This window comes from Fibrobacter sp. UWR4, assembly GCF_003149045.1.
Classification (GTDB): domain Bacteria; phylum Fibrobacterota; class Fibrobacteria; order Fibrobacterales; family Fibrobacteraceae; genus Fibrobacter.
In genome coordinates this window covers 41,085-64,780 of record NZ_QGDU01000020.1, presented here as the reverse complement: position 1 = coordinate 64,780, position 23,696 = coordinate 41,085, and the positions used below count along the sequence as shown (strand labels likewise).

Annotated in this window: 20 protein-coding genes and 3 tRNA genes; 12 read left to right on the top strand and 11 right to left on the bottom strand. The window is 50.4% G+C overall.

Annotation, left to right across the window (positions count from 1 at the left end; genetic code table 11):
• The first annotated feature begins 155 nt into the window (after positions 1–155).
• From BGX12_RS09700 to BGX12_RS09675, 6 genes are all read left to right on the top strand, one after another.
• Complete coding sequence (locus BGX12_RS09700) at positions 156–1,007, top strand: RNA polymerase sigma factor RpoD/SigA (RefSeq protein ID WP_109735866.1); 852 nt, start codon at positions 156–158, stop codon at positions 1,005–1,007.
• 129 nt (positions 1,008–1,136) lie between these two features.
• On the top strand, positions 1,137–2,945 hold the full coding sequence (locus BGX12_RS09695; RefSeq protein ID WP_109735865.1) for a S41 family peptidase: 1,809 nt from the start codon (positions 1,137–1,139) through the stop codon (positions 2,943–2,945).
• A gap of 14 nt (positions 2,946–2,959) precedes the next feature.
• A complete protein-coding gene (locus BGX12_RS09690) occupies positions 2,960–3,733 on the top strand; it encodes an ABC transporter permease (protein ID WP_109735864.1) in 774 nt (257 codons plus the stop codon).
• A 21-nt stretch (positions 3,734–3,754) separates the two neighbouring features.
• On the top strand, positions 3,755–4,081 hold the full coding sequence (locus BGX12_RS09685) for a DUF721 domain-containing protein (RefSeq protein ID WP_233246349.1): 327 nt from the start codon (positions 3,755–3,757) through the stop codon (positions 4,079–4,081).
• 11 nt (positions 4,082–4,092) lie between these two features.
• On the top strand, positions 4,093–6,033 hold the full coding sequence (gyrB, locus tag BGX12_RS09680) for a DNA topoisomerase (ATP-hydrolyzing) subunit B (protein WP_109735862.1): 1,941 nt from the start codon (positions 4,093–4,095) through the stop codon (positions 6,031–6,033).
• 2 nt (positions 6,034–6,035) lie between these two features.
• Positions 6,036–7,046, top strand: coding sequence for a polyprenyl synthetase family protein (locus BGX12_RS09675; RefSeq protein ID WP_109735861.1), 1,011 nt, complete (start codon positions 6,036–6,038; stop codon positions 7,044–7,046).
• A gap of 137 nt (positions 7,047–7,183) precedes the next feature.
• Here BGX12_RS09675 and BGX12_RS09670 read toward each other — a convergent pair whose 3' ends face one another.
• From BGX12_RS09670 to BGX12_RS09655, 4 genes are all read right to left on the bottom strand, one after another.
• Positions 7,184–8,119, bottom strand: coding sequence for a magnesium transporter CorA family protein (locus BGX12_RS09670; protein ID WP_109735860.1), 936 nt, complete (start codon positions 8,117–8,119; stop codon positions 7,184–7,186).
• A 99-nt stretch (positions 8,120–8,218) separates the two neighbouring features.
• Entirely contained in the window at positions 8,219–10,876 is a 2,658-nt protein-coding gene (secD, locus tag BGX12_RS09665) for a protein translocase subunit SecD (RefSeq protein WP_109735859.1), read from the bottom strand.
• Positions 10,877–10,906: 30 nt separating this feature from the next.
• The gene (locus BGX12_RS09660) at positions 10,907–12,217 is read right to left on the bottom strand and encodes a glycoside hydrolase family 13 protein (protein ID WP_109735858.1); all 1,311 of its coding nucleotides are present in this window, start codon (positions 12,215–12,217) and stop codon (positions 10,907–10,909) included.
• Between the two features lie 287 nt (positions 12,218–12,504).
• Positions 12,505–14,478, bottom strand: coding sequence for a 4-alpha-glucanotransferase (locus tag BGX12_RS09655; protein WP_109735857.1), 1,974 nt, complete (start codon positions 14,476–14,478; stop codon positions 12,505–12,507).
• Between the two features lie 261 nt (positions 14,479–14,739).
• On the opposite strand from BGX12_RS09655, the gene BGX12_RS09650 reads away from it, so the two are divergent.
• A complete protein-coding gene (locus BGX12_RS09650) occupies positions 14,740–14,937 on the top strand; it encodes a hypothetical protein (RefSeq protein ID WP_109735856.1) in 198 nt (65 codons plus the stop codon).
• 200 nt (positions 14,938–15,137) lie between these two features.
• On the opposite strand, the gene BGX12_RS09645 is transcribed toward BGX12_RS09650, so the two are convergent.
• Positions 15,138–15,800, bottom strand: a complete 663-nt coding sequence (locus tag BGX12_RS09645; protein ID WP_109735855.1) for a DNA alkylation repair protein — start codon at positions 15,798–15,800, stop codon at positions 15,138–15,140.
• Positions 15,801–15,948: 148 nt separating this feature from the next.
• On the opposite strand from BGX12_RS09645, the gene BGX12_RS09640 reads away from it, so the two are divergent.
• A complete protein-coding gene (locus tag BGX12_RS09640; protein ID WP_109735854.1) occupies positions 15,949–16,488 on the top strand; it encodes a hypothetical protein in 540 nt (179 codons plus the stop codon).
• 193 nt (positions 16,489–16,681) lie between these two features.
• Here the strand turns inward: BGX12_RS09640 and BGX12_RS09635 are convergent.
• A tRNA-Cys gene (locus BGX12_RS09635) sits at positions 16,682–16,754 on the bottom strand.
• A gap of 84 nt (positions 16,755–16,838) precedes the next feature.
• Between BGX12_RS09635 and BGX12_RS09630 the strand changes: the two genes are divergently transcribed.
• Together BGX12_RS09630 and BGX12_RS09625 are read left to right on the top strand one after the other, a co-directional pair.
• On the top strand, positions 16,839–17,399 hold the full coding sequence (locus BGX12_RS09630) for a lysophospholipid acyltransferase family protein (protein WP_109735853.1): 561 nt from the start codon (positions 16,839–16,841) through the stop codon (positions 17,397–17,399).
• An 11-nt stretch (positions 17,400–17,410) separates the two neighbouring features.
• Complete coding sequence (locus BGX12_RS09625; RefSeq protein WP_233246348.1) at positions 17,411–18,052, top strand: PolC-type DNA polymerase III; 642 nt, start codon at positions 17,411–17,413, stop codon at positions 18,050–18,052.
• 568 nt (positions 18,053–18,620) lie between these two features.
• Here the strand turns inward: BGX12_RS09625 and rpmB are convergent.
• From rpmB to BGX12_RS09600, 5 genes are all read right to left on the bottom strand, one after another.
• A complete protein-coding gene (rpmB, locus tag BGX12_RS09620; protein ID WP_073229219.1) occupies positions 18,621–18,842 on the bottom strand; it encodes a 50S ribosomal protein L28 in 222 nt (73 codons plus the stop codon).
• A gap of 69 nt (positions 18,843–18,911) precedes the next feature.
• A complete protein-coding gene (ispH, locus tag BGX12_RS09615) occupies positions 18,912–19,844 on the bottom strand; it encodes a 4-hydroxy-3-methylbut-2-enyl diphosphate reductase (RefSeq protein ID WP_109735851.1) in 933 nt (310 codons plus the stop codon).
• Positions 19,841–21,040 carry a 3-deoxy-D-manno-octulosonic acid transferase gene (locus BGX12_RS09610; protein ID WP_109735850.1) on the bottom strand — a complete coding sequence of 400 codons (1,200 nt, stop codon included), beginning with the start codon at positions 21,038–21,040 and terminating at the stop codon, positions 19,841–19,843. The genes ispH and BGX12_RS09610 overlap by 4 nt, the downstream gene beginning before the upstream one ends.
• Positions 21,041–21,697 (bottom strand): isoprenylcysteine carboxylmethyltransferase family protein, encoded by a 657-nt coding sequence (locus BGX12_RS09605; protein WP_109735849.1) that lies wholly within the window; start codon positions 21,695–21,697, stop codon positions 21,041–21,043.
• A complete protein-coding gene (locus tag BGX12_RS09600) occupies positions 21,694–23,379 on the bottom strand; it encodes an ATP-binding cassette domain-containing protein (protein WP_233246347.1) in 1,686 nt (561 codons plus the stop codon). The genes BGX12_RS09605 and BGX12_RS09600 overlap by 4 nt, the downstream gene beginning before the upstream one ends.
• Positions 23,380–23,456: 77 nt before the next feature.
• Here BGX12_RS09600 and BGX12_RS09595 point away from each other — a divergent pair.
• Together BGX12_RS09595 and BGX12_RS09590 are read left to right on the top strand one after the other, a co-directional pair.
• A tRNA-Glu gene (locus tag BGX12_RS09595) sits at positions 23,457–23,529 on the top strand.
• A 76-nt stretch (positions 23,530–23,605) separates the two neighbouring features.
• A tRNA-Glu gene (locus BGX12_RS09590) sits at positions 23,606–23,678 on the top strand.
• Positions 23,679–23,696: the final 18 nt, after the last annotated feature.

The following is a 23,696-nucleotide window of genomic DNA, read 5'->3' as shown; positions in this document are numbered from 1 at the left end:
GTAAAAATAGGCATTTATGACACAAATCTGACAAAAGTCAGTGTTTTTCGTGACAAAAGTCTGACAAAAGTTTTGCAGAACTCAGTGTAATTCGTGACACAAGGGAAATATCAAAGAGATACATTTACTCATGTAAACGAAACAAGGAGGAACTTATGAATAAGAACATTAAGACTCGCGAAGAAAAGGATGTCTACTTCCAGTATCTCAATGACATCTCCAAGTATCCGCTCCTCACAAAAGAACAAGAAAAAGTTTTGCTTAAGAAAGTCCACGAGGGCAGCCGCGCCGCTCTGGAAATGTTGGTAAACTCCAACCTCCGCTTTGTGGTAAACATCGCTAACCTCTATAAGGGACAGGGCCTGGAAGTGGGTGAACTGATCAGCGAAGGAAACATGGGTCTCATTGAAGCCGCCCGCCGTTTCGATTACAATCAGAAGATTAAGTTCATCAGCTATGCCGTTTGGTGGGTTCGCCAGAACATGACCCGCGCCATCGCTGAAAAGGGCCGCATGGTCCGTATCAGCGCCGAAAAGGAACTGGTGCTTCGCCGCTTTGCCAAGAAGGGCGGCCAGATGAAGCAGGTCATCGGCGGCGGCATGGTGATGGACCCCAAGAGCCTGGAAGGTGTTTCCAAGTACAAGGCTAAGGATATTGAAAAGATCCTCATGATGGGCAACCGCACTGCATCCCTGGATGCTCCCATGGGCGATGACGGCGATATGACCTTGGGTGAAACCATCTGCAGCGCCGAAATGGCATGCGACATGGCAGAATCCCGCAATCGTTCCGAGGTTTACAACAAAGTAATGAACGAAAACCTCTCCGATTTGGAAACCAAGGTTCTTCGCCTTTACTACGGTATGGAATCCGATGCGGACTTGAACCTGAAGGATATCGCTACCATGACGGGTCACTCCAAGGAACGTATCCGCCAGCTGAAGGAAAACGCCCTGGAAAAGCTTCGCAACAGCCAGGTGGAACGCCTGCTGAACGACGCCGCCTAACCTTGGCCCAAGCCTCTTGATTTTTTTGTAAGTCTCTCTCTCTAAATTCAATTAAAAACCGGCCTTAATTGGCCGGTTTTTTCCGTTTTGTACCATATTTTCAAAAATGAAATTGTATTTTTAGGGCATATGAAGTTTCGTAATCTTTTGCTGACTACTGCATCCGCCTTGTGCCTTGCCAACGCATCTTTTGCCGCCCAGGACAAGCAGACTCCCCCGGGTGACTTCTACGAAGAAGTTTCCCGTTTGAATAAGGTTTTCTCCGAAGTGAACCGCAAGTATGTGGAAGAAGTAAACCCCACAGAACTGACGGACGCCGCCCTGAACGGGATCCGCGACATTCTGGACCCCCATACTACGGTATTCAGCCCTAAGGATTACGAAAGCCTGAAAGTTTCCATGGAAGGTAAGTTCGGTGGCGTGGGTATCACCATCAGCCTTCGCGACAACATCCTCACGGTGATTTCTCCCCTGTCCGGCACTCCGGCTTTCCGCCTGGGTATCCGCGCAGGTGACCGCATTGTAAAGATTGACGGCAAGGATACCAAGGGTCTTTCCCTGGATGACGCCGTAAGCAAGCTCCGCGGTAAGATCGGCACAGACGTGACCATCGCTATCGCCCGCGAAGGCGTTGCCGACCTGATGGACTTTACCATCACCCGTGCTGAAATTGTGGTTCACGCAGTTCCCTACTACGGCATGGTCTCCAAGGACATCGGCTATATCAAACTGGCAACCTTTAGCGACAAGACCACTAGTGACGTGGAAAATGCACTGAAGGCCCTCCAAAAGCAGGGCATGAAGAAGATCATTCTGGATATGCGTTACAATCCGGGTGGTCTCCTGAACCAGGCCATCGACATTAGCGAACTGTTCCTGAAGCGTGGCAACACCATCGTGAGCACCAAGGGACGCACCCAGCAGACTGAAAGCCGCGCCCGCAAGGACGGTGTCGTGAAGCAAGATGTACCTATGGTGGTTCTGGTAAACCAGGGTTCCGCAAGTGCTGCTGAAATCGTTTCCGGCGCACTTCAGGACTGGGACCGCGCCCTGATCGTGGGTAAGACTTCCTTCGGTAAGGGTTCCGTACAGACCATTTTCCCGCTGGACAACCAGGGCAACGCCCTGAAGCTGACCACCGCATTCTATTATCTGCCTTTCGGCCGCTGCATTAACAAGCCCGAAAACGGCATCAAGGGCCTGAAGATTCAGGAAGAGGAATACGAGAAGGAAGAAAAGGGCGAGGCAGATTCTACCGTAGCCAAGGCGGACACTGTGGCCCGCGATACCTTCTATACCAATAACGGCCGCATGATGTTCGGCGGTGGCGGTATTACTCCGGACGTAGAAGTGGAACTGGACCCCATGCCTTGGGTGGTACAGGTGCAGGAACGCATGTCCATGTACTTCAAGTTTGCTGTAAAGGCCCGTCCCGAACTGGAAAAGCAGGGCATCAAGGTGGATTCCAACTGGGAAGTTCCGGACGAAATGTTCAACCAGTTCAAGGAATTCTGCCTGAAGGATACCAGCTTCATGAAGATCAAGTCCAACGCTCTGGTAGGCGTGGACCAGCTGGAAAAGAGCGTTATCCGCGAACAGAACTACATGGGCGATTCCTCCAAGACCGTTACGGACACTCTGCTGTCCAAGCGCATTGCAGAAATGCGTGACGCCCTGGAACAGAACCGCAACGCCCAGTTTGAAGGCAACAAGGAATACATTAAGGACGGTATCAAGCGCGAACTGCTCACCTCCTTCCAGAACGATTCCGTAAGTACCGCATTCAGCCTGAAGCGCGACAAGCAGTTGAACGAAGCCATCCGCTACTTGAACGACACCGCTCTGTTCAACAAGGCTATGGCACCCCAGCAGAAGGCTCCTGCAAAGAAGCCGGAAGCAAAGACCGAAAAGAAGGCTTCTAACAAGAAGTCCAAGTAATTTAGGGCCCGCTGATGAACAAGATTGCCGAAGCCCTCGGAAGGTTTATTCACAAGTTCCTACACACCGTAGTGAGCTATCTGCATTTCGTATGGCAGATGTTTAAGAGTATTCCCGGAGCGTTTAGCAATTTCCACACCACCGTGGAACAGATGCAGCATGTTGGCGTCACCAGTATCCCTGTGGTGTTGGCGGCCTCCCTTGCTACAGGCGCCATTATGTCCTGGCAGCTGGCTTACCAGTTCGCCGACATGATCCCCCTGATGTTTGTGGGCATGGCCGTCGGTAAGTCCGTAATGGTGGAACTCTGCCCCATTCTCACGGCAATGGTGCTGGCAGGCCGAATCGGAGCATCCATGTGTTCAGAACTGGGCACCATGGCTGTGACAGAACAGCTGGATGCATACAAAGTATTAGGTCTTAGTCCATACAAGTTCCTGTTAGCCCCTCGTCTTATCGCCACAGTAATCATGCTTCCAATTCTTACCATCATCAGTATCTTCGTGGGTATTGTGGGTGGTTATGAAGTGGCTGCCCTTTACAAGGACGTATCTTTCTCCGTATTCTTCTACGGTGTGCGTATGTTCTATGAGAACTGGGACTTGTTCGTGGGCCTTATTAAGGCTACCGTATACGGCTACTTTATCGCTAGCTACGCATGCTTCTTCGGCTTTACGACAAACGCCGGTGCAGAAGGCGTTGGTAAAGCAACCAAGGCCACTGTGGTGGCCGGCATGACCAGCATTTTGATTGGCGGTTTCGTCCTTTCCAAGATTTTGCTTCTCTAAGAAAAATACAGAGGGGATACAGTGCCTAGCTTTGATTCAAAAAGGCGTAGCAAGCACTTCAGCGGGAATGGTCCTGCCGATATCAGCGTGCTCTTAAAAATGGTTCTGGACAAGAACAAAATCTCCGATGACATGACGTTTTCCACCCTGTGCGAACGCTTTTCTGAGGTGGTGGGAGACCTGATTTTACCCCACGTAAAACCGGTCCGTCTGGAGAAGAATATTTTGGTGCTAAAGACCTCCAATTCCGCATGGAAACAGGAATTGTTCCTTCAAAAAAAAGCTATTATTGACAAGTGTAATTTAATGTTGGGCAAGCCTGCTGTGCGGGATGTCCGAATCGTTTGAACAGGTTAAGAATGTCTGAAGAAATTGAAGAAGTGAAGAAGAGCGAAGAAGACTATAGCGGTTCTAATATTACCGTGCTGGAAGGTCTTGAAGCGGTGCGTGTTCGCCCTGCAATGTACATCGGTTCTACCGATATCCGTGGTTTGCACCACCTGGTCTGGGAAGTAGTGGACAACTCCGTGGACGAAGCCCTGGCTGGTTTCTGCACCCATATCGAAATCGCAATTCTTCCGGGGAACGGCATCCGCGTTACCGATAACGGTCGTGGCATTCCTACCGACATCCACCCCAAGGAAAAGGTGGGTACTCTTGAAGTGGTCATGACCAAGCTCCATGCCGGTGGTAAGTTCGACAGCAATTCCTATAAGGTTTCTGCAGGTCTTCATGGCGTGGGCGTGAGCTGCGTGAACGCACTTTCTACCAAGTTGATTGCAACAGTCCGCCGTAAGGGCAAGGTTGTGACCCAGACGTTCAGCAAGGGCATTCCTTGCGGTCCCCAGCAGGAAATTGGAACCTGCGGCGAAGAAGAACACGGTACTACCATTGAATTCTATCCGGACGATACGATTTTCAGTGAAACCGTCTATGTATACGAGACCTTGGCGACCCGCTTCCGCGAATTGGCATTCCTCATGAGCGGTCTCCGTCTGACTCTTACCGACGAACGTGACGAAGCCAAGCCCTCCGAAACATTCTGCTTCCCGGGTGGCGTTTCTGAATTCGTCCGCTATGTGGACGAACATCGTACTCCGCTGTTCAACGAACCTATTCACCTGGTACTTCCCGATGGCCAGTATCCTCTGGAAGTGGCCATGTGGTACAACGACGGCTACCAGGAAAACTTCTTTAGCTTTGTGAATAACGTGAACACCTATGACGGTGGTACCCACGTTACCGGTTTCAAGACCGCACTTACCCGCGTGATCAGCAAGTTCGCCCAGGACATGCCCAAGGGCAAGAAGGACATTACCATTACTGCTGATGACATCCGCGAAGGTCTTACCGCTGTTATCGCTATTAAGGTATCCCAGCCGCAGTTCGAAGGTCAGACCAAGCGCAAGCTGGGCAACTCCGAAATTGCAAGCTATGTAGCATCCGCATTCGGCGCCAAGCTGGACGAATATTTCCAGGAAAATCCGGCCGCCGTGAAGGTCATTCTGGACAAGGTCTACTTTGCCGCACAGGCTCGTGAAGCAGCCCACAAGGCACGCACCCTCGCCCGCCGTAAGAACGTTCTGGAAAGCGGTGGCCTTCCGGGCAAGCTGGCCGACTGCAGTAGCCGCGACCCGAAGGAATGCGAAATGTTCATCGTGGAAGGTGACTCTGCAGGTGGTTCTGCAAAGCAGGGCCGCAAGCGTGAATTCCAGGCCATCCTTCCGTTGCGCGGTAAGATTCTGAACGTGGAAAAGGCAAGCCTTCACCGCGTGCTGGACACCGAAGAAATTCAGAACCTGGTAAACGCAATCGGTTGCGGCCTGGGTTCCGAATGTAAGTTGGAAAAGCTCCGCTACCACAAGATCGTGATCATGACCGATGCTGATGTGGACGGTTCCCATATCCAGACTTTGCTTTTGACATTCTTCTTCCGCTACATGCGTCCGTTGATTGATAACGGCCACGTATACCTGGCAATGCCTCCTCTGTACAAACTGAAGGTCGGCCTGAAGGAACAGTACCTCTTCGACGAAAACGAAAAGGACGAGGCCATGGCCAAGCTGGAAGACAAGAAGAACGTGACGATCACCCGATTCAAAGGTCTGGGTGAAATGTCCCCGGAACAGCTTTTCGAAACCACTATGGATCCGGAACGTCGCTTCCTGAAGCAGTGCTACGTGGAAGACGCTGTGGTCGCCGACCAGATCTTTAGCATGCTCATGGGCGAAGACGTGGAACCCCGTCGTAAGTTCATTGAAACCAACGCATACAAGGTTCTCGACGAGTTGGATGTTTAATTATGATTTCTAGTAACGCAAAGGCAGATTTCCAGACAGTTCTTTCCCAGGCGAGAGAGCTGGTCCAGGACACCCTTACGCTCACCGAAAACGTCATTTTCGACGTAGCGAAAAACGCTCCTTCCGGAATTGGCGAACGACTGGAATCCCTGTTTCAGCGCAAGGGCAAGCGCATTCGCTCAACCCTTCTGTGTCTGATTGCCCAAAGTGGCGCCGTAAAGCCCGACGCAAGCCGCGTGGCACACGCCTGCGCAGGCGTTGAATTGCTGCACTTGGCAAGCCTTGTGCACGACGATATCATCGACGGTACTGAAATCCGCCGCGGCAAGAAGACCGCCCATAAGGAATGGGGCACCCAGGTTGCAGTTCTTATTGGTGACTACGTGCTGTCCCAGGCCATGCGTTGCGTGATCGACGAAGAATCCCGAGATATCCCGCAGGAACTTTCCAACGCAGCAGACAAACTGATTGCGGGAGAAATTCTTGAATTGGACCACTCCGGCGACATGAGCTTGTCTTTTGAAATGTACGACAAGATTATCGACGGCAAGACTGCAGCCCTTATTGAAGCCGCAGCCAAAATCGGAGGTATCCTGGCAGGCTACGACAAGGAAGTGGCCTCCCGCTGCGCCCAGATGGGAGCTCATTTCGGCATTGCATTCCAGATTGTGGACGACTTGCTGGACTATGGTTTTGGCAGCCAGAATCTGGACAAGGCAAAGTTCACGGATCTGTCCAACGGGTTGATTACCCTCCCGCTGCTGTATTACTTCGACAGCTGCACCGCCGACGAACGTGCCCAGATGGAAGGTTACATCGCCAAGGCTTCCGAAGCAGGTGTTCCCGAAAAGATTCTGGAATGTCTGAACGCTAAGGACGCTTTTAAGAAGGCAAAGACTTGCGCTCAGGACCATCTGGAAAAGGCCCTGGAAATCGCCCAGACGCTTCCTAATGGGGACTTTACCGACCAAATTGTGGAGATGATAGGCTCCATGAGCAATCGCGGAAACTAATGCCTCGAACGGGGACTACCGTCCCCCTCGAACTCCCCCTAAAAAAATATACGGCAGCCACACTTCGCGGCTGCCTTCTTTTTTTGTTTGAGGGACGCTGAAGCGTCTCCTCAAATGTGTAGGACTGATTCCTGCAGTTATTTCTTTCGTGTCCAGATGGCCATGAAGACCAGCACGGAGAGGAAGCAGACTGCGATAATTCCCCAGAAAGCCAGTTCGCTACCGCCAGTGGCATCACCGTTCATACCGAAGGGCAGACGCACGTTCATACCGAACAAGCTTGCGAAGAACGTCGGAAGGGAAATGGAAATGGTCACGATGGTCAAGTTTTTCATCAGCGTATTCACGTTGTTGCTGATGACACTTGCACGAGCATCCATCATGGACGTCAAAATGTTTGCGTAAATGTTTGCCTGCTGGAGGCTCTGTCCGTTTTCAATCTGGATATCTTCCAGCAGTTCACGTTCGGCTTCGGTCCAGTTCAGACTGCGGCCCAGCTGAAGCTTGCGCAGCAAAGTATCGTTACTGTTCAATGCACTCACGTAGTAGATCAAGCCCTTGTTCAAGCTGAACATGGAAAGCAGGTACTTGTTTTCCATAGCCGTACGGAGCTTCTGTTCCAGTTCGTCGTTAATGCGGTTGATGATCTTCAAGTGTTCATTGAAGTGGTAAATGGCGTAGCTCAAGACCTTCAGCACGAAGGTATTCAGGCTGTCAATCTTGGAAAAGCGCTTTTCGTCCATGACCGGAATGTCGGAGTCCGTCAGGAGGAGCACCCAGTCCTTGAAAATGAAGATGCCGAAGGATTCTACACGGAACTGGAAATTAGCGGCCGCAGAATAGTTCGTAGGCTTTTTAAACACGATGGTGGTAAAGTCATCGTCGTATTCTATACGGGAAAGTTCATCGGAGTCGAATGCAGACGCAATGGTATGCTCAGTGATTTCGTATTCCTTAACCAGCACGCTTCGCTGTTCCTGGCTAAGAGAACCCATCATAACGATGTCGGCAACTTCTTCGTTCGGGGCACTAGCGAGGCGCCCTGATTCGATTTTGTAGTACTTCTTGAGCATAGAGCCCCCTTGATCGAACGCCCCAAATTTAGAAAAAATAAAAAGCCCGGGACCATATCCCGAGCTTTTTTATTTCAGTTTTTTACCAGCTGTAGCGAATTATACGCCACCCTTGAAATGCTTGGAATACCACAGCACGAAGGGAGAGCAGACGCATACGGAGGAGTAGGTACCAATCAGGACACCGAATACCATCACCATACCGAAGTCGCGGATGGAAGAACCGCCCATAACGGACAGGACCAAGCAGACGAACAAGGTGGTAAGAGAGGTAATCACGGTACGACTGAAGCACTGGTTGATAGATGCGTTCAGAGTCTTGTCGAAGCCCACAGTACCATGGAGAGCGGCGTTTTCACGAACGCGGTCGAACACCACGATGGTATCGTTAACAGAGTAACCGATCATGGTCAGGAGGGAAGCAATCAGAGCACCATCGAAGGAGAGACCGCAGATGGAGATGAAGCCCAAGGTAATGATGGAGTCATGGACAAGGCCCACAACAGCACCGATACCAAAACCAAGACCGAGCTTACCGAATCGGAACCAGACATAGAGACCGATGGCGATCCAAGCCAGGATGATAGCAAGGATAGCGTCGTTACGAAGTTCCTTACCGATGGTAGGACCAACGCTGTCCTTAGCGACGATTTCAACCTGCTGGTTAGCCTTTTCAAATGCGTTCTTCATGGTGACTTCAAACTGAGCGTCATCAGAAGCCTTCATGCTGATCTGGTAGGAGTTAGCGGAGGTACCACCCAGAGAGCGAACCTTAGCGCCAGCAATACCAGCATCAGCAAGAGCCTTGTTCAGGTCAGCTTCATGCTTGGCTTCGTCCTGATACTGGACAGTGTAAACCTGACCACCAGTGAAGTCAATGCTGAAGTCGAAGCCCTTGACCGCAATGGAGCCAATGCTTGCAACGATCAGGATGAGGGACAGAAGACCAAACTTCTTGCGGTTGGGAACGATTGCGAGGTTTGCATTGTTGAGTGCCTTGAAGCCACCACCGATAGAAAGGGTGGTTGCATCCTGCTTAGCAAGCTTCCAGTCGAACACTGCACGAGTAACAGTAAGAGCGCAGAAGAGAGAAGTGATAATACCGATCATCAAGGTGAGACCGAAACCCTTCACGGAACCGGTACCAATCTTGTACAAAATAAGTGCGGTAAGAACGGTGGTCAAGTTAGAGTCGAAGATTGCGCTGAATGCACGTTCATAACCCTTAGCCACAGCTGCACGGGCAGTAAGACCGCCCTTCAGTTCTTCACGGATGCGTTCGTAAATAATGACGTTTGCGTCGAGAGACATACCCAGCACCAGGATGAAACCTGCGATACCAGGGAGAGTCAAGGTTGCGCCGAACACGGACATGACAGCGGCAGTGACCAAGGTGTTGATGATCATACCGAGGCTAGCAATGAAGCCACCGAGGCGGTAGTAAGCGACCATGAACACAAGGCAGAGGAGAAGGCCGATTGCACCGGAACCGAAGCCCTGGACAATGTTTTCTTCACCGAGGGTAGCACCAACGCTACGAGATTCGATGATGTTCATGGGAGCCTTCAGAGCACCTGCACGGAGCACGACTGCCAGACGGTTTGCTTCAGCCAAGTCATCAAGACCGGTAATCTGGGCTTCACCGTTGGGGATACGTTCGTTAATGCGGGGAGCGGAAATGACCTGGTTGTCAAGAACGATAGCCATCTGCTTCTTGACGTTAGCGGCGGTCACTGCAGAGAACTTCTTAGGACCGATACCACCGAACTTCAGGCTAACACCAACTTCACCAGCATTCATACCATCGGACATACGGCGAGGCTGAGCGTCAACGATGTCTTCACCGCCCATTTCTGCACGCTTCTTCAGGAGGTACAGACGCTTTGCCTTGAGCTTGGAGCCACGTTCCATGGGTTCCAGACCGCTACCGAAAGCGAACTGAACGTCACGGGGGATCAGCTTCTTGACACCGTCGGTTTCCAGGAGTTTCTTGACCTTTTCGATGTTTTCTTCAGCGATGAAACCACCGTTGTAGAAAGCGACGAAGTAGGAGGACAGAGCAACGCCGACTTCGCTTGCCGGTTCGGCCTTAGCTTCGGCAGCGGGAGCTGCGGAATCCTTAGCGGGAGCAGCTTCAGCAGTCTGAGTTGCACCACCGAGAAGTTCTTCGTCAGAGAGAGCCTTAGCGGTATCAGCAGCGGGAGCGGCAGCGACAGTGGAGTCGGCAGCCTTTGCAGAATCTGCAGCCGGAGCAGCGTCAGCAGCGATATCCTTAGTCTGGCGGGTCAGGTACTGGTCGATGACGCCAACAACCTGGGGGAAGCGCTCTGCTTCTGCCAGAATCTTAAATTCGAGTTTTGCGGTAGAACCCACGAGAGCCTTAGCAGTGGAGTCATCCACACCTGCCAGTTCAACCAGGATTCGGTCATCACCGCTGGGAGAAATCTGCGGTTCAGAAAGACCATACTGGTCAACACGGTTACGGATGATTTCCAAAGACTGTTCGCGGATATCCTTGATGTCTTCGTTTTCCTTGAGGCCGGACTTATCAATTTCCAGGGTAATGCTGGTACCACCTGCAAGGTCCAAACCGAAATTGATAGACCTAGAAGCAATCTTCGGATTTTCCTTGACGAAGGCTTTCTGTTCTTCACCCTTGAGAGTGTGAATCTGAATAGACGGCCATACAGACCAGGCGGAAATAGCAATTACGAGGAGAATGACAATTTCTCGCATGCCAAATGTATTTTTTTTCATTTGTAATCCCTTAATAAGGCATTATACACATTAGTTGGGCGCAAAGATAGCAAAAACCGGCGGGTTTTTCGAATCGGGTGACCAATACACATCCAGTTTTAGGGTGTTTTCACCATCACTACGTTCAATAAAAAATCCAGAAACGCTAGAACCCACGGCAAAAGATCCTTGTCGAAGAGCCAAATTGTCCTGACGCAGGCGAACAAGTTCCCGAATCCAGTCAAAAATCGGGGATTTTTTCAGCTCTTTCAGGTTTTCCCACGGAATGGTACGGCGGTTATCAGGGTCCTTACCGCCCTGCAAGCCTAATTCGTCACCATAATATATACAGGGAGCGCCCGGCATAAAGAAAAGCAAGGCCAAGGCCAGGCGAACGCGGGCTTCGTCGGAGCAAGGCAAGTTCTGCAGGCGAGTGGTATCGTGACTTCCCAGCAGGTTCATCGGAATGTCGCCAGCGGGCTTTTGTCCCATGGCACTGTAACGGAACTGGGGGAAGGCAGCCTTCAGGCGGCTACAATATTCTTCCGTAGAAATGGGATTTTCGTCAAAAAGGTACGCCAAGGTCGCCTTACGGAACATGTAGTTCATGACGCCGTCAAACTGGTCCCCCATCAGCCAGCGGGATGGCTCATCCCAGATTTCCCCCACGATGTAGGCCTGGGGATTGATGGATTTCATCCGGCGGCGGAATTCCTGCCAGAAACTGTCATCGTCAATTTCGTTGGGAACATCCAGGCGCCAGCCATCGATGCCTCGTTTCATCCAGAATTCCGCCACACTCATGAGATATTCGCGGACCTCCGGATTGTCGGTATTGAACTTGGGCAAGGCGGGAAAGTTCCACCAGCATTCATAATTGGCCTTTTTGGAGTAGGCGTTCAGGGGCCACTTCCTGATGTGGAACCAATCGACGTAAGGAGAATTCTTTCCCAGCTCCAAAAGGCTATTGAACTGGAAGAAACCGCGGGAAGAATGATTGAATACACCATCCAGAATAATCCGGAGGCCAAGCTTGTGTGCCTTACGGACCAGACGGTCGAAATCCTGAAGCGTCCCGAGGACTGGATCAATTTCGAAGTAATCCACCGTGTGGTAGCGGTGATTTGAATTGCTCTTGAAAATGGGGCAGAAATAAAGTGCATTTACTCCTAGGCTCCTGATGTAAGGGAGCTTGCTTTCGATGCCCTGGAGGTTTCCCCCAAACATGTTTTCACGAGTAGGCTTGGAATTCCAATCCACGAATTTACCGGCAGCTTTATAATGCTCGGATTTACAAAAACGATCCGGAAAAATCTGGTAAAAGACGGCGTCCTTAACCCAGGCTGGAGCAAATGATTTCATAAAAGGCCAGGCTTTTTTAAAGTTCTCCCTAAATATAAGTAAGAAGGAGCATTTTTTTGCAGAAAAAAGGACTAAAGGGCTGCAAGGATGAAATTAGTCCTTAGTTTTTCGGGGCGACAAGGACTAGTATGAAAATTTCCGCACTTTAGTACTACAGCCAAAGGACTACAGCTCCCATTGCAGGGAATTTAGTCCTTAATCAGCTACAAAAGGGGGAAAAATAAAAGGACTATTTCCAAGGTTTCTCAGGAAATAGTCCTTTATTCAACTGCGTTCTTTTGGTGAAATTAAAATTTCCACAGGGGGCGGCGTTTACGCACATCCACCAGCTTGCGGATGTCGGAACTGAGGGAAGAGTAATCCAGCAGTTCGTCTACGGAGCAAGGCAGGCGATAGCACCAGTTTGCACCACCTACGGTACCCGGGATATTCACGCGTTCCTGTTCCGGATCCACCTTGGAAAGGCTTGCGGAAAGGGCGAAATAATCCTGGGCAGGCAGGATACAGAACAAACTATTGGAAGTAAACACATGAGTCAGGATGGTGCGAGCCACCGTGGGTGTAATTTCTTCCGGAGCGTTGCCCGGCAGGTGAGCATGAGACCAGTAGAGGTTTCTGTCGAAGTCAGCTTCCTTCCAGAGGCCGCGAAGAGTAGAGGTATCGTGGCAGCTAGTGGCGCAAACGGAAAGACGAGGATATTCATCCATATTGTAGTAGGGAGAATAAGGTGCGTTCCAGTTGCGAGCCCAACGTTCAATACGGAGGGCAAGGATATTCAACTTGTTCAGGACCGTAGGTACGCAAGGCGGAACGGCACCAAGGTCTTCGGCGCAAACCAGCATGTCGGTTTCGTTGGCAAGAACAGACAGCAGCTTGGTTGCATTCTGTTCCCACAGACCATTCTGGGCGTTTTCGTTTGCCTTGAGAATTTCCTGAAGTTTCTTCTGTTCGTTTTCCGGCAGAGTGAACAGCACCGGCTGGTTGTACCAGTACCAGAACGGATAGTAAGTATTTTCGTCGCCAGAAGGAATGAATACGCGGTTCCAGTAAACCTTCAGCATCTTGTCCTTTACTTCCTGAGGCTCATCCATGGAAAGGATTGCCTTTTCGCTGGAGTATTCCGGCTTGAGGATCAGGCGATCCCAGTGGCCATCCAGCACCTGGAAGCATACGGAAGCAAGGCGGTCGGCGTCAGCGCCCAGGAATTCGCGGAGCTGTTCGATGGAGTAGTTGGGACGGCGCAGGTATTCCAGAGTTTCCTTGCAGAAGCCGGCGTTCTGGAGTTCGCCCAGAGTCAGAGGAATGCAGGGATTGAAACGTCCCATAATGCCCGTGACTTCGCACTGAGGAATGGACCAGATACGGAAGAAGCCCAACACATGGTCGATGCGGTATGCGTGGTAGAACTTGCTGGCCTGTGCCAGACGACGACGCCACCAGTTGAAGTTGTCCTGCTCCAGAACGTCCCAGCGGTAAGTGGGGAAACCCCAGTTCTGACCGCTGTAGCTGAACATGTCAGGAGGAGCGCCTGCACGATCATCCAGGGAGAAGAACTTGCGTTCAGACCAGACGTCCGCACTGTCTTCATTGATCAGAATAGGAATGTCGCCCTTGATGCGAAGACCCATTTTGGAAACTTCAGCAACGGCAGTAGTGAACTGCATTTCAGCAACACACTGCATCCATGCCTGGAACAAGCAATCCTTCTGATTTTTGGTCCAGAGCTTTTCGATATCCTTTTCGGTCGGATCCTGATGGGCAGACCAGTCTCTCCAGCTGGATTCACCATTCTGGGCCTTCAGGGTTGCGTATACGCAGTAAGGCTTTGCCCAGACGTTTTCGTCGATCCAACGGCTAAGAACCTTACTTTTCTTCAGGGAATCATAGCGGTTGTCGAAAATGCGACGGAGGATGGAACGTTTCCAGGTGGAAATCTTATAATAGTCGATCTTTCCCAGGGCGTCAAATTCATCCTTGCCCTTCTGGATTTCTTCTTCAAATTCGGAAGAACCGTCCACGGACTGGATGTTAATGAACACCGGATTCAGAGCGAAAGCGCTACGGGCACTGTAAGGGCTGGCTTCAGCACCAGTATCGTTCACCGGCAAAAGCTGAATAATATTGAAGTCGCAGAACTGAGCCCAGCGAGCAAACTGAATCAAGTCAAGATATTCACCAATGCCAATGCTCTGGTGGCTATAAAGACTGAAAAGAGGAACGGCTACGCCGCTCTGGAAATAAGAAAGATCACCATAACGCATGGTTTGAATGTAGAAAATAATTTGAGACTAGTGCAGCAGGATGCAAGTACTTTAGAGGCTAGAGACTAGGTTCTAGGGGCTAGGGGTTTTTAGGGGCTAGGGGTTAGGGCAGCGGGATACATGCGTTTGCGATTTCGGGATGGGTTCGTCTTTAAATTTTCATATGGAGTATTCCCGAAACCACTAACCACTAACCACTAATCACTCTTAATTGTTCATTTTTCACTTTTCTTTCTTCATTTTTCATTATATACTATAAGCATGAGTTATGAATGCAGAAATCTTCGTGAAACTTTTTGCGTGAAGCGCAATATGGAATGCGATCCCGGTGCGCCAGGCTGCGTCCTGCGGGGGCGCTTTGTTTTTCCCTTTAGCGAGTCCGCACAAGGTCGAGGAAGTGCTCAGCCTGCAAGGAAACGGACCCGCAAGAAAAAGGCTGACGAAGATTCCACGCCATAAGCAAGAACGGCATCATTTATCGTGCGGCATAGACGTTTTTTACGACATGAAAAAAGTCCCGGCTCACGGGACTTTTTTCATTTTTCAAAACACTTGCTTATTATTCTCGAGGACCCAAATCCATTCTTGCAATTTTTAATCAAGTATTATCAAGCAAAACAATGCGCGAGTAACGCAACATTGCTCAGATAAGACGCAGATTAAATCATTCTTAGAATTTCCTGGGTGGTCTGTTCAGCGAAAGCGTTATCTTGTACGAAACGACGTACTTCCTGAGGATTGATACGAGCGTATTCGGACAGGGCACGACCGATACCGTTGCGGATGTAGTAGTCATCATCCTTTGCGCAGGTCAGGCAGAACTGACGGAGCAGCGGCCAGTCGGTACGATCCTTGTACTGGATCTGGAAGATGATGGCACTGCGACGAACCCAGACATTGGGATCGCGAATCCAGGAAGCGATTTTGGTGCGGAGAGCGGGAAGGCGGAGAGCCAGGTCACCCAGAATGCAGGCGGCCAGGGTATCCACAGTATCACGCCATGCGCGAGTCTTGATCAACTTCTTGAGGAACGTCAAATGCTGACCACCCAGAAGAGCGCGATGACGGAAGAGGTAATCGCAAGCGGCATACTGGATTTCACGATAAGGCTGAGCCCACATGTCTTCGATGCGGGCGACCAGTTCGTCGCCATCTTTAGGGGGATTCTTGTCAAACAAAGGATAAGTAACTTCACGGCGGGGAACCAGACGAATTCCGAGGAAGTCGAACTGTTCACGAGCCTTCTTAGACATTTCGTGCGCTTCTTCTTCATTAGAGATTGCGCGGAGAGCAAGTAATATATCTTGTGTAAAACGAAGCATTGTGAGCCAAAAATAGCCCAAAAGAAAAATTATTTCTAGACCTTGACAAACACTTTTTTTAATTTTTTTTTGAATTTTAATAAATTTTTATTTGAATAAATAATTTTTTACCCTTGACAAAGGGAAAAACACCCATTACATAGTGAATATGAGCGACAATTCCTTTAAAGAGACCTTGGAAATCATTGAGGTTCCGCCCGAATTACGTGGACCATCCGACGAAGAAATCCTAAAAATGTCGGAAAAAGTTTTAAGGGAAGTAAAAGGCAAGCGAAAGAAAGGGGAAAGGCGCCCTAGTAAGCGTAGACGTGCAGAACTGAAGACGGAAAGAGCTCTCCAGGAGGCACAAAATGTGGCCAGAAATTTTTTTGCGTTCAAAGAAACCAACTACGATATCATTACACAGGGCTTCAATTCATTTACGACAAGTACAAACTTTGCATTGAGTGCCTCTTCACCGAGACGAGTGCTAAAAGCCTCTTTCGGTAGCAAACTGATCGAAAAGCCAAAGGCTGTTATCGTTTCCGCGGCGGAACTCGCCAAGCAAAGGGCCGAAGAAAAAGCCAGGAAAATCCGCGAAGCCCTCATGGCCAAAAAAAACGGAATACAGGAAATTACAGAAAAAGTCGAAGTCGAGGAGCAGCAGGTCAAACGCCCCCGCGGCCGCCCTCGCAAAAATCTCGAATAAAACGAAGGGACCCGATGGTCCCTTTTTTATATCCATACAAAAGCGGAGCTGCATCCCCGCATCCCGACGGCAGGGAAAGGGGCCGCGCCCCCTCATCTTGACGGCAGGGTGGGAGTCTGGGGGCGGGGCCGCGTCCCCGCATCCAGAAACAAAAAGACCTCTCTTTCGAGAGGTCTTTTTGTTTTACTTTTAGAGGCAACGATCAGACTCGAACTGATGAATAAGAGTTTTGCAGACTCGCCCCTTACCAACTTGGGTACGTCGCCAAAAGTGACACGCAATATAGGTAATAAACCTTTTTGTTTCAAGGGTAATTCCATAAAAAAGTTCGTTTTTTTATTTTTGAACCTATGGATTCCTATTCCCTGAAGGTTAGAATTACGTCAAAAATCGTGGAGTTGTGGCTCCGCAGCCTACGGACCAGACTACAGGCTCCCGCCGAATTCGGTCCGGGAATCCTGGGTTTATGGCATCAGGACGTACTCGCCTGTGTGGCGGCCTTCAAGGATAAAAACGTCCATATCCTCATTTCCGAATCAAAGGATGGAGAATTTTTGGCAGCAACCGCCCAACGTTTGGGATACAAGGTCACCCGCGGGTCCGATACCCACGGTTCCTCTAACGTAAGGCACGTTCTGGACACCCTCAAGAAAGGCGGTTTCGCGGGAATGGCCCTCGATGGCCCTCGGGGTCCCGCCTTGCAGGAAAAACCCGGTTCCGTCTGGCTGTCCAAGTCCAGCGGTCGCCCCCTCTGGCTGCTCAGCCCCCGCTATGGAAGGCATCTCAGGTTAAAAAACTGGGATAAAATGTACATTCCCCTCCCCCTGACATCTATTGACATGAGAATTAACTATTTTTGCGAAAACCAATCCAGCCATTGTAAAGACATCAAAGAAAAACAAGGATATTAGCCGTGATAGCAATGCCTCCTAAATTCGTAGCTTTTGACTTGGAAACCACCGGTCTTAGCTTCCAGAAAGATGAAATTATTGAAATCGGTGCAGTGAAGTTTTCCGTCGAAGTAAAAGGCGGAAAGGTCGTGCCCAAGCTGGAAAAGGAATTCGAAACCTTCGTCAAGCCCAATATGATGATCCCTGCAGAAGCCTCCAACGTGAACCATATTTACGATAAGGACGTGCAGGATGCTCCGGCTGTTGGCGATGCCATCAAGAAGTTCACTGCGTTCTGCGGTCAGACTTCCATCCTGATTGCACATAACGCAAACTTCGACGCTACTTTCATGCGCAACGCCTACAAGGCAAACCCCCAGATGGTTCCGGGCAATCCTGTTGTGGATAGCCTGGCCATTACCAAGGCCATCATGCCGGAAGCAGGCTCCCACAAGCTGGGTAACCTGGCAGGAATGTTCCTGAAAAGCGGCGAAATCACCATGAACATCGACCCCAACAAGATGCACCGCGCAGTCTATGACTGCGAAATGCTGATGGAAGTGTTCGTAGCTGTGCTCCGCCGCCGTCTAAAGGAAAAGGACTGGGAAATGGCAAATATCATGAAGAGTCTGGAAAAGTACAAGGGCATTCCCCAGTTCCTCACTTCTAAATAATAGTTGTGCAAGTCGTTCGTTTGACAAGGAACCTGCGTCTACTTGCACAACCCGCCGGATATGAGCGCGTTAATTCGGGATGATGTCGGTGCAAGTCGTTCGTTAAACAAAGAACCTGCGTCTACTTGCACAACAAGCTAGATATGAGCGCGTTAATTCGGGATGATGTCGGTGCAAGTCGTTCGTTAAACAAAGAACCTGCGTCTACTTGCACAACAAGCTAGATATGAGCGCGTTAATTCGGGATGATGTCGGTGCAAGTCGTTCGTTAAACAAAGAACCTGCGTCTACTTGCACAACAAGCTAGATATGAGCGCGTTAATTCGGGATGATGTCGGTGCAAGTCGTTCGTTAAACAAGGAACCTGCATTTTGCAAAAAAGTCCGGAGTTTTCCGGACTTTTTCACATTCGCAATTTCATTTAGAATTTCCGCAGTCCCAGTAAATACAAGGGGCGACAACGGGCGACAAAGTTCTATCAACAATTTAATAACATTATAAAACAGAAAAGACCACCTAATGGAGGTCTTCCATTAGGCGGACTTAATAGCCTAACTCTGCGAGAGAATTAGATGCCCAGTTCCTTAGCAACAGCCAGGATACCGCGCTTATTGATGGTGCGCAGACCGGCGTTGGAGATGCGCAGGGTAACCCAGCGATCTTCTTCAGCGATGTAGAAACGCTTCGTCTGAAGGTTCGGCAGCTGCTTCATCAACTTCTTGCGGTTAGAGTGGGAAACCATGTTGCCCACGAGACCGGCTTTGCCGGTAACTTCACAAATGCGGCTCATAATAAAACTCCGTTGTTTATAACAGAAGCCAATAGTAGAAAAACTTTGGTCTTCCGTCAAGGTAAAATGTTAATCTTGAAGTGCCTTTGGCAAATTAAACTTGGTATTTTCCACTAATTTTACAAAATTCTCGATTTCAATACCTTCAAATTTTGTCTTTAGCCAATCCACCACCTCCTGAACCAGGATTTCGGGGGCACTTGCACCACTGGAAATACCCACCACCTGATGGCCGTCGAACCATTCCGGCTGGAGGTCCTTTACGGTATCGATGAGGTAGCTCTGGATACCCTGTTCCAGACCCAGTTCCATCAAACGGCTGGAATTGGAGGAATTCTTGGCCCCCACCACCAGAAGCATGTCCACCTTGGAGCAAAGATCCAGCACGGCAGCCTGGCGGTTACCCGTTGCATAGCAAAGGTCGCCAGCATCAGGTCCGATGATCCCCGGGAAACGGTCCTTCAGGGCCTTGATGATTTCGCGAGTTTCCGCCACGGAAAGGGTGGTCTGAGTAATGTAGGCCAGTTCCTTATCAGCGGGAACCTGGACGGCCGCCACATCCGCTTCGTTGCGAACCAAGGAAATGGCACCATCCGGTAATTGGCCCAAAGTGCCTTCCACTTCCGCATGTCCCGCATGACCAATCATGATAATGTGGCGACCAGCGTTATAATGCCTGGTAGCGCTGAAGTGAACACGGAGAACCAGCGGGCAGCTGGCATCCAGCACCTGAAGATGGCGTTCTTCGGCTTCCTTATAGATGCGTTCCGCCACACCATGTGCGGAGAAAATCACCACGGAACCTTCCGGCACTTCGCAGAGGTGATCCACAAAAATGACGCCCTTGGCCTTCAGGGTTTCCACCACGAACTTGTTATGCACGATTTCGTGACGGACGTAAATGGGGGTACCAAATTTTTCCAGAGCTTTTTCAACCACATGGATGGCACGGTCCACACCGGCACAGAAACCACGAGGGGTAGCGAGAATTACTTTCTTCATTTCAGGAGCTCCTCAACAAACTTTTTTAATTGACGGTACGAATTTAAAATTTTTTCCCGTTCTTTTGCAAGCAAGGATTCGACGCAGGCCCGATCCGCAGGTATTTGAGGCCAAGCGTTCGAATTTTTCAAACGAACAAGGCCCCCGTTTTTCACAAGGTCTTTCACCGCACTTTCTGCGCCACGACAAAACGGTCCTACAAAAGTGGGAACACCCATCCGAAGCGGTTCCCAGAAATCATGGATTCCAAGACTCTTATGAAAGGAACCTCCCACAAAAGCAAAATCACTTTGGGAAAGAATTTCCTTTACCTTTCCAAAGCTGTTCACGATAGAAATTGTACCCGGCGCAACAGCGGGCCACTGCACCACAGGTACACCCTGCCCACGGAAGAATCGTTCCATCCGGCGAGTTTCTTCCAGACGACGGGGAACAAGAACAATCGTTTTATTCCGCTTCACCAAGCGACTGAACGTCTTGCGAAGGAACGGCAATTCTTCCACATGCAGGGAGATAAAACTGGTGTATGCGGAACGAACACTTCCTGCTTCGTTAAAATCTTGGACATTTTCAGTTTGATCGCCACGGGCCCAGTTCAGCAGTTTCCAGTTGCCGCCTTTGCAAATAGGCGCGCGAAAAGATTTCATCGCGGCTTTCAAAAGACGATTCTGGTCATCAAACGTCTGCACAGCGGCAAAGCCAATGCCGGAAAACTTCATGCCCGGAACCGCCTTCCGGAATCGTCCGGAAACAAGAGCCACAGAAGGGCTTTTCGTGTAGCGTTCCATAGCAGAAAGATACCCCGGCCACAATTCATTCTCCCCCAGGATAAGGCCAACAGGTTTAACGCAACGAAGGAATTTTCTCAGAACCCACGGAACATCCGCTGGAGCCAAGGCCACATCACAAGATTTCTGCGATTTCTGCAGATAGCGGACCACTTCCACTTTCTGGGAAGTCAAGAGAATTTTCGGCAAGTCCGAAACATCTTCCTGCAGGGCGGTCGCAAGATCGAGAAGCATCTTGCACTCCCCCATGCTGGCGCCGTGCATCCAGAGGAACGGTCCCTTAGGCCAGGAGCAGCGGAGACGTCTAGAGATACAATACTTTTTTTCCAGCGGTTTAACGCGACTTGCAATTTCCGCCACAAGTCCCAAAGCAATTCGACCGAGGTTGATAAAATTCAAGCCCATCATCTAACCCCAAAGTTCCAGGAGATTGAAGTTCAAAATTGTCTTGCGTAAAACGACAAAGACGATGGCCACTGCTAACCAAAACCAGGTAGAAAAATCAGCACGGGCCGCAGCAAAGAAACTGCGACGCATATACGAAACGTCCTTTTCAGAATTCAAGGGTTCCGCGGATACGCTTCCGCGGGTTAGCCTCGGAATAAACGCCGGCGTCACCGCGGCCCATTTGCGCCATCCATCTCCAAAGCGACTTTCAAGATATCGGTCTTCCATTTTAGCCAGCAGAATCTCAAAGGACACCAGCACCACCACAAACGGCAAAGCACGCAGAGATAGTCCCAAGTGAAAAAGGATATAGGAATAGGCGACGCCCGTATTGGAAACATAAAGAGGATGACGGATACGGGAGTACATCCCATCAGTCACCAGACGATTCGCGTCATGGGAGACGCCGCGAGTATGCTCCCCAATGGAACGACGGGCCTGGATCCTAAGGATCACGGAAGACGCAAACACCAGCGTAGGCAAAATAATTGAGAAGAAAACATATTCCGAACAAATCGTCTCAGGAGTTAATTCCGGAAACGGGGACGCAGGCATCGCCAAAAGGATAATGGCGAGCGCCCCAAGAATCCAACCGCGATAGGCGTACAGTTTGTTCACCGGGAAGTCCCTTCGCTTTCTTCTCGGGATCGACCGTCGCCATTCACCCGGGATTGTCCACCACCATTTACTCCGGACTGTTCGTCGCCGGAATTGCGGGATTGCTCGTCGTCGAAGGTCACCACGTTGAAGCGGGCTTCCACGGCAGGCGAAAGAACATCGTGGCTCACGATTACCACCCACTTGTCCAGCTGCTCCGCGCAGTCCAGGAATGCAGAAAGCAACGGTTCGCGGTCAACAAGGGCGATAGATGCAAAAGGTTCATCCAACAGGATGGTCTTACTGCGGGAAGCGAGAGACCAGAGGAGAGCGACCTTGGAACGTTCGCCGCCAGAGAGGCCAGGTTTGTGAAGAAGAGGCGCTACATTAGCCGTCCGCTGGAAGCGGGTAATAGCTGCAACAATCGTAGGGGTGCGGGCAACGGATTCCAGAAGTTTCTGTAGGAACCTGCGGGGAGGGAGTTCCAGATCCTGAGCCACGAAAAACACATTATATTCCGTTCCCGAAAGGGAGGCGTTTCGGGAGCCGTCATCCCACTGTTCAAGACCCGCCAGGAGACGCAAGAAGGTAGACTTCCCTACCCCATTTTTCCCGCGAACAAGAACAGGCTTTTCCCGAGACCAGGAAAGTTCAAATCCAGAAAATACCGGAGCCTCGGATCCTTCGTAATGGAAGGACTTTTTATTCACCGACGCACCTTTTAATTCAGGACCTTGCCTTCCGACTAATTCATTAAAAGCGGTGCGTTTCGGGAGAGATTCAAAAGTTTCCAGCACGTTCATGGCACTCATGAGGGAACGATACTGGGGCATGACTCGGGCACACTCCTTCACGGGCTTGTAACTCAGGAGGACTGCAGAACAGAAAAGAACCAAGGAGGAGCCGTCCATCCAGCCACGCTGAATCAGCAGGGCGCAAAAGCCAAGAACCAGCACCATGGCCAGCACGGAAACCGCTTCCGTAATCTGGGACAGGATCTGTTTATGAATGGATGTTTCCACACCACGGTCCCGGAGGATTCGGGTCTGTTTCAGCAAGTCATCGCTAACCGCGGTACGTTCGCGGGAAGAACTCCATTGGCGGAATAGGCGACGGGCCTGGGTCAAACTGCCGCGGAAATTGGAACGCCCCCACAGCAGGGATTCCTCGGCGGGACCGAGTTTGTGGAGTTTCCGCTGGAGAAAACTTACCACCGGGACTATGACCAGGAAAAGGAAAGTGGTCAATCGCCAGGAGATAAAGCACAGCACCGGTAGGAATACCACCAGCTGGAGGATTGCCTGCACCGCCTGGAAAAGGACCGCCCCGTTGGTCTGGAAAACTTGAGTAGCCTCGTAAGCGGCTTCCACATTTTTGTCACCCTCAGGCGTATGGAAAACACGGGGGGACAGATTACGAAGTCCATGAAGGAACCAGGCGGTCACGCGACTACTTGTATTATAAAGCCAACGTTCGGATGTCCGCACTTTCAGGAAAAGAAAGACGAGACGGAGTACCGTCAAGGCCACCATCAGGATTACCCAGCGGGACAAAGCCTCAGAGGATTCTCCCGAAAGAATTTCCATAAAGAACTTTATGCCAGAAAGGATGGCCGCATCAGCCCCGCTAGCAAGGAGAGCCAGAGGGAAAAAGCGGAGAATTCCGCCTAAAAAGGATTTTTTCAGCCACTTTCTAAGAAACATTAGTCCAAATGTAATTTTTTTTGACATTGCCCCCTTTACAAAAACAAAATCCTTACCTATATTTGGCCTACCTAAACGCCTCCATCGTCTAGTGGCCCAGGACTCGGGATTTTCATTCCCGCAACAGCGGTTCGAAACCGCTTGGAGGTATTAAGTAACTTAGAGTTGGTCGTTTGCAGTCTCGTCTGGGCGATGAAACGAGATCAAAGCTAAGTTTAAAACATACGCCTCCATCGTCTAGTGGCCCAGGACTCGGGATTTTCATTCCCGCAACAGCGGTTCGAAACCGCTTGGAGGTAGAATCGAAAAAGACATCG

Coding starts and splice junctions, on each gene's coding strand:
- BGX12_RS09695 (WP_109735865.1), top strand. CDS start 1,137: ATGAAGTTTCGTAATCTTTTGCTGACTACTGCATCCGCCTTGTGCCTT.
- BGX12_RS09650 (WP_109735856.1), top strand. CDS start 14,740: ATGAGTTATGAATGCAGAAATCTTCGTGAAACTTTTTGCGTGAAGCGC.
- BGX12_RS09655 (WP_109735857.1), bottom strand. CDS start 14,478: ATGCGTTATGGTGATCTTTCTTATTTCCAGAGCGGCGTAGCCGTTCCT.
- gyrB (WP_109735862.1), top strand. CDS start 4,093: ATGTCTGAAGAAATTGAAGAAGTGAAGAAGAGCGAAGAAGACTATAGC.
- rpmB (WP_073229219.1), bottom strand. CDS start 18,842: ATGAGCCGCATTTGTGAAGTTACCGGCAAAGCCGGTCTCGTGGGCAAC.
- BGX12_RS09630 (WP_109735853.1), top strand. CDS start 16,839: ATGGATTCCTATTCCCTGAAGGTTAGAATTACGTCAAAAATCGTGGAG.
- BGX12_RS09640 (WP_109735854.1), top strand. CDS start 15,949: ATGAGCGACAATTCCTTTAAAGAGACCTTGGAAATCATTGAGGTTCCG.
- BGX12_RS09700 (WP_109735866.1), top strand. CDS start 156: ATGAATAAGAACATTAAGACTCGCGAAGAAAAGGATGTCTACTTCCAG.
- BGX12_RS09660 (WP_109735858.1), bottom strand. CDS start 12,217: ATGAAATCATTTGCTCCAGCCTGGGTTAAGGACGCCGTCTTTTACCAG.
- secD (WP_109735859.1), bottom strand. CDS start 10,876: ATGAAAAAAAATACATTTGGCATGCGAGAAATTGTCATTCTCCTCGTA.
- BGX12_RS09600 (WP_233246347.1), bottom strand. CDS start 23,379: ATGTTTCTTAGAAAGTGGCTGAAAAAATCCTTTTTAGGCGGAATTCTC.
- BGX12_RS09610 (WP_109735850.1), bottom strand. CDS start 21,040: ATGATGGGCTTGAATTTTATCAACCTCGGTCGAATTGCTTTGGGACTT.
- BGX12_RS09670 (WP_109735860.1), bottom strand. CDS start 8,119: ATGCTCAAGAAGTACTACAAAATCGAATCAGGGCGCCTCGCTAGTGCC.
- BGX12_RS09690 (WP_109735864.1), top strand. CDS start 2,960: ATGAACAAGATTGCCGAAGCCCTCGGAAGGTTTATTCACAAGTTCCTA.
- ispH (WP_109735851.1), bottom strand. CDS start 19,844: ATGAAGAAAGTAATTCTCGCTACCCCTCGTGGTTTCTGTGCCGGTGTG.
- BGX12_RS09675 (WP_109735861.1), top strand. CDS start 6,036: ATGATTTCTAGTAACGCAAAGGCAGATTTCCAGACAGTTCTTTCCCAG.
- BGX12_RS09625 (WP_233246348.1), top strand. CDS start 17,411: ATGCCTCCTAAATTCGTAGCTTTTGACTTGGAAACCACCGGTCTTAGC.
- BGX12_RS09645 (WP_109735855.1), bottom strand. CDS start 15,800: ATGCTTCGTTTTACACAAGATATATTACTTGCTCTCCGCGCAATCTCT.